The organism is Petrocella atlantisensis, assembly GCF_900538275.1.
Lineage (GTDB): Bacteria > Bacillota > Clostridia > Lachnospirales > Vallitaleaceae > Petrocella > Petrocella atlantisensis.
Map to the genome: position 1 here is coordinate 593694 of NZ_LR130778.1, position 15613 is coordinate 609306.

Sequence of the window (15613 nt, forward strand, 5' to 3'; positions counted from 1 at the left end):
ATCTCTCTCTTTCTATATTACCTTCTATATTACCCTTCTGTTCTTTACTGATTCAGGGTCTTAACCGTAATGAATAGGTGCTTTTCTTCTTCAATCATACTTTCATTCCCAATAACACAGAAGTAATCTTGCCCGATGATATCTTCAATTAATTGTCCAAGTGCCCTTAAGTCTTCTAAAGTCGTGGACAGAATCTCGTCTCGTTCTCTTTGTTCATCTTCTTTTGAAACATTTGATAAGTACAATGCCAAAGCCCGATCACCTTTCATTTGTGGCGTAAGTGGTACATCCACATTACTCATGGTGCCGATTATATATTTCAGAAGTTCTCTGTCATCTAACTTCAGATTCTTTACATAGTCCGGTAAAGCTCTGTAGATCTCATACGTTTTATTTAAGTTCGGGTCTCTATAAGATCCTAAGAAAAACAGACCGTTTCTTCTGAAACCGGCAAATCCACCGTATGCACCACCTTTGACCCTGACTTCTTTCCACATATAATCCAAGCTCATTATTGTTTGTAGCACCTTCATATGCCCATTGTATAGGTAGCCTTCTTGAACATAATCACCGGCTAGGGCACAGTATTGAACCTTGCTCGCAGTTTTAAAACCTTCATTCAGTGTTTCAAATATTATCGGCAGAGTTTCATCATAGGCTATAGATTTCTCCGGAAATACTGTGATTAATTCTTGAAGCTTTTCTTTTACCGGCGCTATTAGTCTTGCTTCCGTGTTCACTAATATATGTAGGTTTTCCCTGTGGGTAATTTTGTCTAACACTTCTTTTAATTTTATTGCTACTGTCTCAAATTGGTTTTCAGAAACAACCTTCTCAAGAAATTCATAATACGTAATGCCATCTAAAGCTTCTTTGTAGCGTGCACTGATGTTAAAGTAACTAGAACAACGATTAATACTGACAGTATGACCACCGCTGGTTAAAGCTGTGCTGAGTCTGGATTTGTTTTCAAAAATCAAATCTTTTAAACGATTCAAATCCGTAAACAATGATTCTGTCAGTACCTCTTTGACCAATGTAACTGTCTCATCTATTTTTTCACCTAAGCATTTAAACTTTACTTCAAACTTGGTCTGACATATGTCCGGTTCATTATTCATGCCATACACATTGGTTTCCGCTCTAATACCACCTGTGTGAATGTTGATTTCATCCGATAATTCTGAATATGTATGTTGTTTCGTATCCATACGCATTAAAAGCTTCGTAAGTAAGCTGACATAGGGTAACTCTTCAAAAGTCAAAGGCGAGAAGTCAAAAAGCAAGCGCATATATACAATGTTATTGGTGAAGGTCTTATGGAGTATCCATTCATGTCCCTCATTTTTTACCACTTCATAATGTATGGGCGTCGATTCTTTTTTAATATCCGTTAAATCTAATAATGGTATTTTCTCTAAATCTTCCCTAGCATTGGGTTCTGCCTGATGCTTTTTAAGCGCCTTTGTTCCCTCTATTAAAGCTAATTTGTCTTCTTCTGTGAGCATGCCCCCATATATATTAAGCTTGTTCTTAAGTTGCTTTTCTTTTTCAGCCAACATTTGGGCATCCGGAATAAGTCTAAGTAAAGCCGTATGAGGATTATTCAATAGATAGGTGTCAATTAGACCTATAAAACAACCATTTTCTATACCTTCTCTTAGTTGTCTAAATGCTTCATCATAAGCAAAGTTTTCAAATGGATCGCCATCATACAACCAAGTATCTAAGGCTTTTATTGAATAGATGACACCTTTAGGGTACTGTCCAAAATCTGCTTCGCGTATTTTAAACTCAAAATAATTAATAGCGGCTTCAACTCTTCTTCTTGAAAACCCTTCACGAGCTATCTTTGCAAGTTCACTTTCAATGGTCGCCACAAAAAGTGCCTCATGTTCTACATTGGTGTTTTTTGCAATGATACTAAAGGTTGGCTGTCTAAGGCCACTGTCATAACTTCCAAAGATATCTTCCGCAATATTTTGTTTAAGCAAAGCTTCCTTTAGAGGTGCTCCCGGTGCATCAAGCAAAAGATATTCCATGACTTCCAGACCTAGATTCTCACATTGGCTCTTTGGTTTGTCAAAGGCAACATTATAGCTTAAATATGATTTGTTATCTGTTTTGGTTTCTTGTCCGACGGCATAGGATTTGGTTACGTGATTTCTACTTGTAAAGGGTTCAACTTTGACCAATTCAGAGTCCACTTCGATTTTTTTAAAATCACTTAGATAAGCTTCATCTAACCAAGACAATTGTTCTGTAACATCCAAATCCCCATAAAGAAATATATAGCTGTTACTGGGATGATAATAGGTTCTATGGAAATCCAGAAACTCTTCTTGTGTAAGATCTGTGATAGCATCCGGTTCACCACCCGAGTCATAACCATAAGGATGGTTTGGGAAGAGTGCGGTTTGTATCTGCCTAAATAGCACCTGTTCCGGATTGGATGAGGCACCTTTCATTTCATTGTATACCACACCATTATAAGTTATTTCGCCTTCTAAGGTTTCTAGTTCATAATGCCAACCTTCTTGTTGCAAAATACGAGGATCGTCATAGATATTTGGATAAAGTACAGCATCCATATAAACATCTACAAGATTTCTAAAGTCCTGGTTGTTGCAACTAGCAACGGGATACATGGTTTTATCAGGATATGTCATAGCGTTTAGAAAAGTATTGAGTGAACCTTTTGCCAATTCGACAAAAGGGTCTTTGACCGGATATTTCCGTGAACCACACAGTACTGAGTGTTCTAGGATATGAGGTAAACCCGTATCATCCTTAGGTGGCGTTCTGAATATAATATTAAATGTTTTATTTTCATCATCATTTTTTACCACCATGATTCTGGCACCACTTTTTTCATGTTCTAATAATATACCAAGACCATTTAATGCCTCTATTCTTTCTTCTTTTATAACTTTATAATTTCTATATTCCATCGTCTGTCTCCTTATTATCTTTAAGTCCTTTAGTGGGTTGTCGTCTAATTCTATAGTTTTAAGCCCTTTAACTCAATCATAATTATAACTTCTAAACTAAGTTTCTCTAATTTACATGTTCAAACTCACTGGCCTCAAGTAGTTTGTCCACAATATTCTCAAGTGCTTTTTGGTCTTCTTCACTGAAACGATCTTTTACTTTGCTATCTATATCAAGCACACCAAGTAAAACACCGTTCTTGATCATGGGAATCACCAATTCAGCATTGGTATCTCCGTCACAAGCAATGTGACCATCAAATTGATGTACGTCCGGAATGCGAAGGGTTTTTCGCTTTTGTGCAGCTGTTCCACAAACACCTTTACCTATACTTATTCTTATACATGCCGGCTTTCCTTGAAAAGGTCCAAGAACCAACTCCCCTGACTTTAAGAGATAATATCCGACCCAGTTAACATCACCAAGCGTATGGTATAGCAAGGAAGCTAGGTTGCTCATATTGGCCAATGCATCTCTTTCGTCATAAAAAAGACCATCTACAAAATCGTTGATATCCGTGTAAAAATTTGCAAAATCATTAGAATCTATGGATGATAAATCGAACATAACAGCCTCCTCAAGTTACAGTTGATTAGATTTCAATTGATATTGATTCTATTTTAACATTGGATGCCCTTAAGATAAAGGAAAATCGCTATTTATAAAAAAATTTTAACGAATGACTTATACGTTCTTTTAGTGGTTTAGATTTCCTAGAGAGCAAAAAAGACCCTCTCTAATATAGGAAGGTCTTTCCGCTTATAATGGTGCTCGTACCCACGTTGTATGTCTGTATCTAAAGTCCGGTGTTTCAAGCCACGGTCCCTCTTCTGTACATCGCCATTCTTTATGTAAACGTAAATCCGGCATAAATGTGTCTGCTTTAAGATCTGCCTCAATCATAGTCACATAGGCTTTATGGCAATAAGGCAGCAAAAGTGCATAGATGTTACCACCACCGGACACAAAAACCTCTTCCGGATTATAGGCTTTAACTGTTTTTAGGAGTTGTTCAACAGATGAAACTGTTGTAATCCTTGGGTGCTCATAGGTTTTTGTACGTGTCATTACGATATGTTGTCTTTGGGGTAAAGGCACACCATTCTTAAACGATTCTAAGGTTTTACGTCCGATGACAATGGTCTTATTTAATGTCATTTCTTTAAAATAGGCCAAATCCTCCGGTATATACGTTAGAAGATTGCCCTCTCGACCGATACCGAACTTATCATCCACTGCAACAATCAATACCATGTCGTCCTCCTATATGGCAATTTCTATGCCTTTGATTTGTTTTCCACGCTTATAGTCTATAAGTTCAAAGTCCTCCACTTTAAAATCATAAAAGTTTTTGATATCAGGGTTCATCCTAAATATGGGTGCTTCAAAAGGTTCTCTATTCATTAAGTCTTCAACATGCTTTACATGACGATCATAAATATGGGCATCAGCAATCACATGTAACAATTCTCCTACTTCAAGGTCCGATACCTGTGCCAACATATGCATCAATACTGCATACTGTACCACATTCCAGTTGTTCGCCGCTAAGACATCATTGGACCTTTGATTCAAGATACCATTTAACTTATTACCGGTCACGTTAAAAGTCATGCTATAGGCGCATGGGTAAAGGTTCATCTCACTTAAGTCCCCGTGGACATATATGTTGGTTATAATCCTTCGACTATAAGGGTTGTGCTTTAAATCATAGAGTACTCGGTCCACCTGGTCGAACATGCCTTCAGGGTATTGATGTTTTATACCTAATTGATAGCCATAGGCTTTTCCGATAGAGCCATCCTCATCTGCCCAGTTGTCCCATATTCGACTGCCCAAATCATGAATGTTATTGGATTTCTTTTGCCAGATCCATAAAACTTCATCAATGGCTTTTTCAAAATTGGTACGCCTTAATGTCAGAATCGGGAACTCTTTAGCCAAATCATAGCGATTAACCACACCAAACTTCTTAATGGTGTGGGCCATGGTCCCATCCGCCCATTTAGGTCTTACCAGTTGTCCTTCTGATGATGTACCGTTTTCCAATATGTCTTTGCACATTGTTATAAAAATCTGATCTGTTAAACTCATCATTTGCTCCTTTATTTATGTCGTTACGTAGCTGGTTGTGAACCTTCTAATACTGGCTAATCCTGAGTAGGAATCATAATCACCTTCAGACAAGACAACTAAGGTAGGTGCCGTCATGACTTTGAACTTCTCTACAAGGCCAAGTTCTTCTTCAGCATCTACAATCCTGTAGCTATGTTTTTCACCTAGGTAGGCTTTTGCCACCTGACAACTGGGGCATGTCTTTGTTGTAAAAAGCAATGCTTTTGGGTCTTCCAATAGACTGGCGGCTTTCTCTTCTCCTCCTACTTCTTGCTTACTTGTATTAACCTGTGCCTTAAACTTTACGTTTTGGGCGGGTTCTTTAATCACTTCCTTAATTGCATCATCTACAATGTACTCTTTACGTTCTTTATATTCTTGGGTTTTGCCATCATTCCAATGTTGTACCGGACGATAATAACCGGTGATTCTAGAATATACTTCTGTTTTATGACCACATTCAGGACACTGATGTACTTCACCATTTAAGTAGCCATGGTTTTCACATATGGAGTATGTAGGTGACAAAGTGTAATATGGTAATTTGTAGTTCTCGGCAATGACTTTAACCAATTTGGCGGCTTCTTGCCAACCGGAGAGCTTCTCACCTAAGAATCCATGAAAAACAGTACCCGAAGTATATTTGCCTTGGAAAGCATCTTGAAGATCTAAAGCATCAAATATATCCACTGTATGATCCACCGGCAAATGAGTACTGTTGGTATAATAAGGTATACCTCTATTCTTGCCTGCAGAAATAATGTCTGTGTACTTCACTTTGTCCATCTTTGCCAGTCTATAAGTGGTTGATTCTGCCGGTGTTGCCTCAAGATTGTACAAGTCGCCATAGGCTTCCTGATAATCCGATAGTCGATCACGCATATGATCTAATACCTTAAGGGCAAATGCTCTGGCTTTTTCATCAATTAGGTTCTTGCCAATCCATTTGGCATTAAGGGTCGCCTCATTCATACCAATGATGCCAATGGTTGAAAAATGACTTGAAAAATGACCCAAATATCTTTTTGTATAAGGGTATAAGCCTTCATTTAAAAGGCGTGTGATTACATCCTTTTTGATCTTCAACGACCTGGCTGCAAGATCCATAACATTGTCAAGACGATAAAAAAAGTCTTGCTCATTCTCCGCCAAGTAGCCAATTCTTGGTAAGTTAATGGTAACCACACCGATTGAACCGGTGCTTTCGCCGGAACCAAAATAGCCACCTTGTTTTTTCCTAAGCTCTCGTAAGTCTAATCTTAATCGACAGCACATGCTTCTAATGTCACTGGGCTCCATATCACTATTAAGGTAATTGGAAAAATAAGGTGTCCCATACTTTGCCGTCATTTCAAATAAAAGTTGGTTGTTTTCGTGATCTCCAAAGTCAAATGCTTTGGTGATTGAATAGGTGGGTATGGGATACTGAAAGCCCCGTCCGTTGGCGTCACCTTCAAGCATAACCTCTATAAAAGCCTTGTTGATCATGTCCATCTCTTCTTGGCAGTCACCATAACAAAACGCCATTGCCTTACCACCGACAATAGCCGGTAGACTTGCCAGATCTTCCGGTACTTTCCAGTCAATCGTAATGTTTGAAAAAGGTGACTGTGTACCCCAACGGCTTGGTATATTAACGCCAAAAACAAAAGATTGTATGGCTTGCTTAACTTCCTTGTAACTCAGATTATCGTTCTTAACAAAAGGTGCTAAGTAAGTATCAAAAGAAGAAAAAGCTTGGGCACCGGCCCATTCATTTTGCATGATACCTAAGAAATTTACCATTTGATTACATAATGTAATTAGATGCCGTGCAGGCGCTGAAGATATCTTGCCCGGAATACCACCAAGACCTTCTTCTATCAGTTGTTTCAATGACCAACCGGCACAATAACCTGTCAACATGGATAAATCGTGAATATGCATATCTCCGTCCCTGTGGGCATTGGCTATGGTCTCATCATATGCCTCTGAAAGCCAATAATTGGCTGTAATCGCGCCTGAATTATGTAAGATCAACCCTCCCACAGAATAGGTAACTGTAGAATTCTCCTTCACACGCCAGTCTTCCTCTTTCACATAACTATTTACAATTTCTTTATAATCCAATATGGTGGATTTGATATTCCTGATTTTCTCCCTTTGTTTACGATATAGTATATAGGCTTTGGCCACTTCTGTGTAACCGGATTCTTCTAGGATTTTTTCCACACTGTCTTGTATGGCTTCTACGCCTATTTTTCCTTCTATCATCTTTAACTCAAAATCTGATGTCACCCTAAGCACCAACATGTTTAATATGTCGTCATTAAAGGCCCTTTTAGTGGCAATAAAAGCCTTAGTAATCGCATCCTTAATCTTATTTAAATCAAATTTTGTTATTTCCCCATCTCGTTTGACCACTTCATACATTTGATATACCTCCCAACCTACACACATAAACCAGCTACCTCAACACATAAAATCATACCACAGAGCAACAGCGTTGGTCAATGAAAAAATACTATATACAGTAGGCAATTAGTTGTATACCCACTATATATAGTATTTACTTAACCACAATGGTTAGAGGGTCAAAACTAAGTTTCACTAAATCCACCCACCATATGTAGATTACGTAGATACATTCATAACTACATATGGTAGGTGAAAGTTCAACTATATAGTTTTGACGCCTTAACCAACAACCATACTACCCAGATTATATTTGTTAATGTAGGCCTCCTCTATATACACTTCAACATAAGTACCTTCATTCACATAAGACTCTTCAAGAATCTGGCCATAGGTCCTAAGCTTTTGTAGGATCTGACCTTGATGATAAGGTATAATAATTTTCATGAGTCGCTGACCCTGTAAAAGATGTTGTTCCAATGCTTCTAGAACTTTATAAATACCATCACCGGTAAGGGCTGAAACACGAATATTGGCAAAAGCCTTCTCATCCCATAAGTCATCATCCACATTATCTCTATCACACTTGTTTAATAAGGTCAACATAGGTGTTTTTTCAGCTCCAAGTTCTAATAAGGTTTCATGGACAACCTGAATATGCTTATTGGCATCCGGATTGGTTGCATCCACCATATGAATCAATACATCTGCATAAACCACTTCTTCTAAGGTCGACTTAAAAGCTTCTACAATATGATGGGGCAATTTTCTGATAAAACCAACCGTATCTACCATTAGGACTTCTTTACCTTCCGGTAGGACCATATTTCTGGTGGTCGGATATAAGGTTGCAAAAAGCATGTCTTCTTGTAACACACCGGCATCGGTTAAATGATTCAGTAAAGTTGATTTACCTGCATTGGTATACCCGACAATGGCAATAATGGGTTTACCTTGTTTTGCTCTTCCTTCTCTTAAGAGATGCCTGCTGGAATGAATTTTTTCTAATTCTTCTTTCAACATATCGATACGGCGTCTTATATGTCGTTTATCTGTCTCAAGTTTTTTCTCTCCGGGACCTCTTGTACCAATACCGCCACCTAATCTAGATAGGCTTTTACCCAGTCCTGATAATCTGGATAAACGGTAACGCATTTGAGCCATCTCAACCTGCAAGATACCTTCTTTTGTATGGGCATGTCTAGCAAAGATATCCATAATCAATATTGGACGGTCTACGATTTTGACATCTAGAGCTTCACTAAGATTCTTCAATTGTGCCGGTGATAACTCATCATCACATATGATGGTGGTAATCTCATATTGCTCGACCATTTCTTTTAGTTCTTCCACCTTGCCTTTACCAAAGTAAGTGGCTGGGTGAGGTTTATCCCTATTTTGAATTACTTTGACCAATGTACTTGCGCCTGCTGTTTTTGCTAGTTCTTCTAGTTCATCAATAGCACTTTCCACTTCTTCTTCTTTGTTCTGTGGACATATCGCAATTAATATGGCTTTTTCTTCTATTTCATTCTTGATTTGTTCTTCCACTTGGTACACCAACTTTCTTATATAGCCATAAGGCTTCTATGAAACTTCACTGCTTAATTATACTTCTATATTTTTTAGAGCTTCCTTGGACGCTTTATGATCCGGGTCTATGGATAAAACCTGATTCAGTACTTTTTCTGCATCTGACAATGCTTGCATATCTATATAAGTTAAGGCCATCTGATACATCGCTTCAGTGTGCTTAGGGCTAAGACTCAGGACTTTATCATATTGAGCTAAACTCAGTTCATACTCCTTGGTCTGTCTATAAGCTGTTCCAAGGGCAATAAGGGTTGAAATGTCTGTTGGATAATTTTGTAAATAGGTTTCTAATTGTGAGATAGCATCCTCATACTGACCGATTAACTGATAGGTCACACCTTGTCCTTTATGCCCTTCAATGCTGCCATATTCAATGCCCAGGCCATAGTTCATTAAAGCTTCACCATAGGCTTTTTCACTAAAATAGATGTTACCGCGGGTGATATATAAGTCAGCGTAATTGACCCATCTTGTTATACCTGCATCCAGTATCCTAATGGCTTCTTCTAATTCACCTGTTTTTATAAGTATTTTTGCTTTCAAGTCATACATTTGGGGAATAAATGGATCCATGGATAGGGCTGTATTCACATCACTTAAAGCAATCCGATACTCTTCCATCAAATAATAAACACTGCCTCTATTGCCATAAGCATAAGCATAATCCTCTTTTAATTCAATGGCGCCATTAAAGTAGGTCAAAGCCAGATCATAGTCACCAATGGACTTGTAAATCAAACCGAGGGCATTATACAATTTTTCATCGCTACTATTTTGTTCAAATGCCTTTTCTAAGACGACCAACGCTTCTTTGGGTTGATTGGTTTCATTTAATAATGTGCCTAGATTCAAGTATGTATAATATAGACCATTTTCATCTTTAAAATTGTCTTTTAATTCAATGGCTTTATATAAGTCTATTGAAGCTTGATCATAAACACCTGTGCCTAAGTACACCGTGCCTCTGTTTAAGTAGGCTTCCGGCATGTCCGGTTCCAAAACAATGGCTTGATTAAGATCTTCAAGCGCCATGGCAACCTCACCTTTTTCATAATATGCCAGACCTCGGTTGCTATAAAAAGCACCATATTCAGGATAATCTACGAGACTCTTGGTATAATGCGTTATCGCTTCGTCATACTGACCTTCTAAGTATAGGTCATAGCCTTCATCATTTAATTGTTCTTCAACACGGCTGCCACAGGCTGTAAAAACAGTACTCATCAAGATAAGTGCAACCATTATTATATATTTTCTAAATATCATTATTCACTTGTATGATATTTATAGAAGTAAATATCACACTTTCCTTTCTTTTTTATTCGTGACTATAATACATTCAGATACTGTGGTACCTTTGATTTTTTTCTGTAGCACAGACTACTTAACAGGAGTGTATTGCCGCTACCTTTATCTGAATTGTTTATTAGCTGGATGTGCCATACATTTTGTATAGAGTACTTATCTCATTCAAGTCTACAATGATAATCGCTGGTGGACGTCATGGTATCAATAATTCGAAAGGAGATTTAATCTCATGATCTATCTTGGCATTGATATCGCCAAACTTAACCACTTCGCCGCAGCCATATCTTCTGATGGTGAAGTACTTCTCGAGCCGTTCAAATTTACGAATGACAGTGATGGCTTCCATTTGTTGCTCTCTTCAATTAGTTCCTTTAAAAGAGTGACCTCATCATTGGTCTTGAATCAACAGCTCACTATGGCAACAACCTTATTGAATTTCTTGTATCTAGACACTTTAAGGTTTGTCTCATCAACCCACTTCAGACTTCATCTATGCGAAAAAATAACATTCGCAAGACTAAGACTGATAAAGTTGATACCTTTGTTATCGCTAAAACCCTTATGATGCATGATCATCGTTTCCTCACTGTAGAAGACATTGATCTTATGCATTTGAAGAATCTTGGACGTTTCCGTCAGAAGCTGGTTAAAAACCGTACTAGGTTGAAAATTCAGCTAACTTCTTATATGGATCAGGTTTTCCCTGAACTCCAATACTTCTTCAAATCAGGTTTGCATCAGAAAGCCTGTTATCAGCTTCTTAAAGAAGCTCCTACTCCGGATGCTATTGCCTCCATGCATATGACTCATCTTTCAGCTCTTCTTTTAAAAGCCTCCCACGGCCACTTCAAGAAAGAACATGCTAAAGCATTAAGAGTTCTTGCAAGGGAGTCTGTCGGATCCAGCGACAGGTCTTTATCTATTCAAATAACTCATGCTATCGAGCAAATCGAGTTATTAGATAGCCAGTTAAAAACTGTTGAATCGGAAATGCAATCAATTATGCTTTCACTTGATTCACTTATCATGACCATTCCAGGCATTGGATTTGTCAATGGTGGAATGATTCTTGGTGAAATTGGTAACATTAAACGCTTCTCCAATGCTAGCAAAGTTCTAGCTTATGCTGGGTTAGATCCGTCTGTTTATCAGTCTGGAAACTTTGTTGCCAAACGTACACGTATGTCAAAACGAGGATCAAAACCTTACGTTATGCATTAATTAATGCTGCAAACAATGTTGTTCGTAACAACGACACATTTAAAGCTTATTACGATACTAAAAGAGCTGAAGGCCGAAACCACTACAACACTTTAGGTCACTGTGCCGGTAAGCTTGTCAGGGTCATCTATAAGATGCTTACTGACGAAGTCGAGTTTAATCTCGACTAATTAAAACCCGAATATCATTTGATTTTGAAAACTACCTTATAGGGAGTCTTATTAAAGTTACCCTTTTTTAAGGAATTCGATTAAAAAGAATTTCCAGCTAATTTATACTTGACTTTTCATAGCTGGTCTCCTAAATTGCTTCTAATTCGCTTCTATTATAATTCCTATGTATTATATCATAATCCTGTTTAACTTGACGTATCAATTTCATGCCTTTATGATGAGATAAGAGATTTATTAAACCCTCGAATCTAAAAACAAGGTGGTAGAACATGATGAAGAAAAGTTTTCAACAGATTATGGCCCTCACTGGCGTCGCTTTAATATTACTACTTTTTGTATTAACACTTGTTTTCATCCTCATTGGCCATTCAACTTTAGCCATCACTTTTGTGGCCATTAATGGCTTTGTTGTTGTCATTTTATACTTTTCCTTAAGATTCCACCAACATGCAAAAGAATCTAATAAGGAATGGTTGGATCAGCCTGACAACACTACAAAAGAAGACTGATCTCACTTCATTTAGGTTGCTGTTTATCCGGCAACCTTTTTTTCATATTTTTCTTAATCTGTGCTTCATAACCTTCATCCGAAGGTTCGTAGTATATCTTATCTACCAGTTCATCCGGCAAATACTGTTGCTTGACATAATGACCGGGAAAATCATGGGCGTATTGATAGCCTATGCCATGACCCAGTGACTCAGCACTTTTATAATGGGCATCTTTCAAATGTGGTGGCAATGATTTTATTTGGATATGTCCTACATCCTTCATTGCCGAAAATATGCCAAGGGCTGCATTACTTTTTGGTGCTGTAGCAATATAAGTTACCACTTGAGCTAATATAATCTGTGCCTCGGGCATGCCAACAAAATGAACTGCCTGTGCCGCTGCACTGGCGAGTATCAATGCCCTAGGATCCGCGTTACCTACATCTTCTGAAGCACAAATGACCACACGTCTGGCTATGAATTTGGGGTCTTCACCTGCGTAGAGCATTCTGGCCAAATAGTAGACGGCCCCGTCCGGGTCTGACCCTCTCATACTCTTAATAAAGGCTGAAATAACATCATAATGATTATCCCCATCTTTATCATAATTTAATGATCTTTTTTGTATGCACTCTTGGGCCACTTTAAGATCTATTATTATCTTACCATCCACTGAATCCGTTGTGAGTGCGCCAAGTTCTATAGCATTAAGGGCTACTCTTGCATCACCATTTGCCACATCTGCTAGGAAATTCAAAGCATCTTCATCAATACTGATATTATAAGCTTTTAATCCCTTATCAAGAGTAATGGCTCTTTGCATTAGCAAAATAATATCTTCTTTATCCAAATGATACAATTGAAATATTCTGGATCTTGATACCAAAGCCTTATTCACTTCAAAAAAAGGATTCTCCGTTGTCGCACCAATTAATGTAACGGTACCATCCTCTACATAAGGTAACAAGGCATCTTGTTGAGCTTTATTAAATCGATGAATCTCATCTATAAACAGGATGGTTTTCTTCATAGACATACCCAGATTGTCTTTTGCTTCAGCCACAACATCCTGTATGTCCTTCTTACCTGCTATCGTTGCATTCAACTGTCTGAAATTAGATTTGGTTGTATTAGCAATGACTTTAGCTAAGGTTGTTTTTCCTGTTCCCGGAGGTCCGTAAAAAATGAGGGACCCCAGTTTGTCTGCCTTAATGGCTCTATATAGCAGTTTACCTTCACCAATAATATGTTTTTGCCCAACCACTTCATCTATCGTTTCAGGACGCATTCTTGCAGCAAGGGGTGCATCCTTTACCAATGTTCTTTCTCTTGCCATATCAAATAAATCCATAGTTTCTCCTTCGGCAATACTATTTATTCGTAAACTTCATTATAGCATAATCTTGTAAAGGAAGAAAATTACATTTATGTGCGTTTGGTTTATTGTAGTTTAGCAAAAGTTGATGCTCATGCAGACTCAAGGTACAATGAATGTGATTTAAAATGGGTCCCATGAAAACCCTTCCACAGACTGTATGACTTCGGCCAACCGTTGGTGCGTCCTGCACCAAATGTCGGCAGACAGCTCCTGCTGTCTTGCTACGTTCATACAGTCTATTCCAGGAACTTCATGGTCGATGTTGGCTTATTGTAGTATTAAGTTACTTTAGCGCGTCACAAGTGGTATACGAATTTAGGCCAATTGAAAATATGCATTCGCGAAACCGAATTAGGAAAGAAAAGGTGCTGATCAATCACAGTTCTACATGGATGTAGAACGTCCTTCATTTTTACATGGATGTAAAAGGGAAGGATGATTGAGCAGTGCTTTTTCTTGACGAAATGACGACTTATTACCGAGTAGATGTGATACACAGATTTTCCGATGACCGTACGAAGTGTAAGGCTAGGAAAAACTGTGTGTTATATCTACGATTATATTAAAGAATTTCCTTGAAAACTTCAAAAAAAATGGTCTCTAAGCTTTTTCCACTAAGAGACCTCGTTGATACATTCGTTATTATTGTTTTGACACCTTAACCCTTTTATTCTACATCAAAATTTCTCATTAAATCCTCAAAAGTATCTCGGCGACGAATAAGCTTAACATCCCCTGTTCCAGTAATCAGTACTTCCGCCGGTCTTAAACGGTTGTTGTAATTAGAAGCCATACAATAACCATAAGCACCCGCATCTAAAACACCCAGTATATCACCTTCAAGAATCTCCGGTAAAAGACGTTCTTTTGCAATAATATCTCCGCTTTCACAAATGTTACCCACAATATTGACGGTTTCGTTCTTCTCTGATTTTATATCCGAATTCCTATAGATCTCAATATCATGATGACTATCATACATAACCGGACGTTTTAAAATGTTAAAGCCAAGATCTGTCCCAATGTATTTTGTATCATAATTGTATTTTACAGCATATACTTCACCGAGTATAAGGCCACATTCTGCAGATATATATCTACCCGGTTCAATCTTGAACATAACTTTTTTACCATATTCAGTGGCAAATTCATCAAACACTTTGTCCAACTTTTTGCCAAGGTCTACTAAATCCAATCGCTCTTGCCCCGCTAATTTGTTATAGGGTATGCCAAAGCCTCCACCAATATCAAGAAACTCAAGATTCTCAAACTGCTTTGCAATGGTAAATAAGGATTTGACACCTTCTATGTACTTATCCCCTTCCATAAATAAAGAACCGATGTGTTGATTGATACCAACCAATTTTAGATCATATTGGCTAAGAACACTTTTAACTTCATCTACTTTGTTTGGATCCACACCGAATTTGGTTTTCTTACCACCGGTTACCACTTTTTCATGATGACCGGCACCAACACCAGGGTTAAACCTGATACAGATTGATCCACCTTTGTTTAGTTTTCCATAAAGCTCCAGCTGTGATATGGAGTCAACACTAATAAGTATATCTCGATCTATGGCGTACTGCATCTCTTCTGCTGATACGTTGTTACTGATATATAGAATCTGTGAAGGCAAGAAACCGGCTGTCAATTCTAAATGAATCTCACCAGGGGACATAGCATCGACATTCAACCCTTCTTCACGGGCTATTTTTAATAAAGACAGATTTCCATTGGCTTTAACCGAATAGTTTACTGAAAAATTAGGATACTGAACAAGATTTTTTAATTCTCTACATCTGGTTCTAAAGATATCTTCATTATAGACATAGAGAGGACTTCCATATGTCTTTATAAGTTCAATCGGTGTAGTGTTCTTAAAAAAATTGGTATCTGTGGTGATTTTGTTGTGATAGGCTAACATGTGTTTCCTCCTGTTTGATGAT

Annotated in this window: 11 protein-coding genes and 1 pseudogene; 2 read left to right on the forward strand and 10 right to left on the reverse strand. The window is 37.9% G+C overall.

All coding sequences use genetic code 11. The features are described from left to right. Positions 1–44: 44 nt before the first annotated feature. The 8 genes from PATL70BA_RS02880 to PATL70BA_RS16440 all read right to left on the reverse strand — a co-directional run bounded on the left by PATL70BA_RS02880 (position 45) and on the right by PATL70BA_RS16440 (position 10747). Positions 45–2951 (reverse strand): insulinase family protein, encoded by a 2907-nt coding sequence (locus tag PATL70BA_RS02880; protein ID WP_125135970.1) that lies wholly within the window; start codon positions 2949–2951, stop codon positions 45–47. 106 nt (positions 2952–3057) lie between these two features. Next, entirely contained in the window at positions 3058–3558 is a 501-nt protein-coding gene (locus tag PATL70BA_RS02885; RefSeq protein ID WP_125135971.1) for a GAF domain-containing protein, read from the reverse strand. A gap of 192 nt (positions 3559–3750) precedes the next feature. Beyond that, positions 3751–4245, reverse strand: coding sequence for a dihydrofolate reductase (locus tag PATL70BA_RS02890; protein ID WP_125135972.1), 495 nt, complete (start codon positions 4243–4245; stop codon positions 3751–3753). A 9-nt stretch (positions 4246–4254) separates the two neighbouring features. Beyond that, positions 4255–5085 (reverse strand): thymidylate synthase, encoded by an 831-nt coding sequence (gene thyA / locus PATL70BA_RS02895; RefSeq protein WP_125138387.1) that lies wholly within the window; start codon positions 5083–5085, stop codon positions 4255–4257. A 15-nt stretch (positions 5086–5100) separates the two neighbouring features. Next, entirely contained in the window at positions 5101–7518 is a 2418-nt protein-coding gene (locus tag PATL70BA_RS02900) for a ribonucleoside triphosphate reductase (RefSeq protein ID WP_125135973.1), read from the reverse strand. Between the two features lie 264 nt (positions 7519–7782). After that, positions 7783–9051 (reverse strand): GTPase HflX, encoded by a 1269-nt coding sequence (gene hflX / locus PATL70BA_RS02905; RefSeq protein WP_125135974.1) that lies wholly within the window; start codon positions 9049–9051, stop codon positions 7783–7785. A 57-nt stretch (positions 9052–9108) separates the two neighbouring features. Continuing rightward, a complete protein-coding gene (locus PATL70BA_RS02910) occupies positions 9109–10359 on the reverse strand; it encodes a tetratricopeptide repeat protein (RefSeq protein WP_125135975.1) in 1251 nt (416 codons plus the stop codon). A 235-nt stretch (positions 10360–10594) separates the two neighbouring features. Next, a complete protein-coding gene (locus PATL70BA_RS16440) occupies positions 10595–10747 on the reverse strand; it encodes a hypothetical protein (RefSeq protein WP_243116024.1) in 153 nt (50 codons plus the stop codon). On the opposite strand from PATL70BA_RS16440, the pseudogene PATL70BA_RS02915 reads away from it, so the two are divergent. Further along, a pseudogene (locus PATL70BA_RS02915) lies at positions 10682–11622 on the forward strand (IS110 family RNA-guided transposase). The gene PATL70BA_RS16440 and the pseudogene PATL70BA_RS02915 overlap by 66 nt on opposite strands. 442 nt (positions 11623–12064) lie before the next feature. Further along, positions 12065–12304 (forward strand): hypothetical protein, encoded by a 240-nt coding sequence (locus PATL70BA_RS02920; protein ID WP_125135976.1) that lies wholly within the window; start codon positions 12065–12067, stop codon positions 12302–12304. A gap of 7 nt (positions 12305–12311) precedes the next feature. Here PATL70BA_RS02920 and PATL70BA_RS02925 read toward each other — a convergent pair whose 3' ends face one another. Both PATL70BA_RS02925 and lysA read right to left on the reverse strand, forming a co-directional pair. Next, the gene (locus PATL70BA_RS02925; protein ID WP_125135977.1) at positions 12312–13637 is read right to left on the reverse strand and encodes a replication-associated recombination protein A; all 1326 of its coding nucleotides are present in this window, start codon (positions 13635–13637) and stop codon (positions 12312–12314) included. A gap of 694 nt (positions 13638–14331) precedes the next feature. Next, the gene (gene lysA / locus PATL70BA_RS02935) at positions 14332–15591 is read right to left on the reverse strand and encodes a diaminopimelate decarboxylase (protein ID WP_125135978.1); all 1260 of its coding nucleotides are present in this window, start codon (positions 15589–15591) and stop codon (positions 14332–14334) included. Positions 15592–15613: the final 22 nt, after the last annotated feature.

Coding starts and splice junctions, on each gene's coding strand:
- PATL70BA_RS02880 (WP_125135970.1), bottom strand. CDS start 2,951: ATGGAATATAGAAATTATAAAGTTATAAAAGAAGAAAGAATAGAGGCA.
- PATL70BA_RS02885 (WP_125135971.1), bottom strand. CDS start 3,558: ATGTTCGATTTATCATCCATAGATTCTAATGATTTTGCAAATTTTTAC.
- PATL70BA_RS02890 (WP_125135972.1), bottom strand. CDS start 4,245: ATGGTATTGATTGTTGCAGTGGATGATAAGTTCGGTATCGGTCGAGAG.
- thyA (WP_125138387.1), bottom strand. CDS start 5,085: ATGAGTTTAACAGATCAGATTTTTATAACAATGTGCAAAGACATATTG.
- PATL70BA_RS02900 (WP_125135973.1), bottom strand. CDS start 7,518: ATGTATGAAGTGGTCAAACGAGATGGGGAAATAACAAAATTTGATTTA.
- PATL70BA_RS02910 (WP_125135975.1), bottom strand. CDS start 10,359: ATGATATTTAGAAAATATATAATAATGGTTGCACTTATCTTGATGAGT.
- PATL70BA_RS16440 (WP_243116024.1), bottom strand. CDS start 10,747: ATGGAAGCCATCACTGTCATTCGTAAATTTGAACGGCTCGAGAAGTAC.
- PATL70BA_RS02920 (WP_125135976.1), top strand. CDS start 12,065: ATGATGAAGAAAAGTTTTCAACAGATTATGGCCCTCACTGGCGTCGCT.
- PATL70BA_RS02925 (WP_125135977.1), bottom strand. CDS start 13,637: ATGGATTTATTTGATATGGCAAGAGAAAGAACATTGGTAAAGGATGCA.
- lysA (WP_125135978.1), bottom strand. CDS start 15,591: ATGTTAGCCTATCACAACAAAATCACCACAGATACCAATTTTTTTAAG.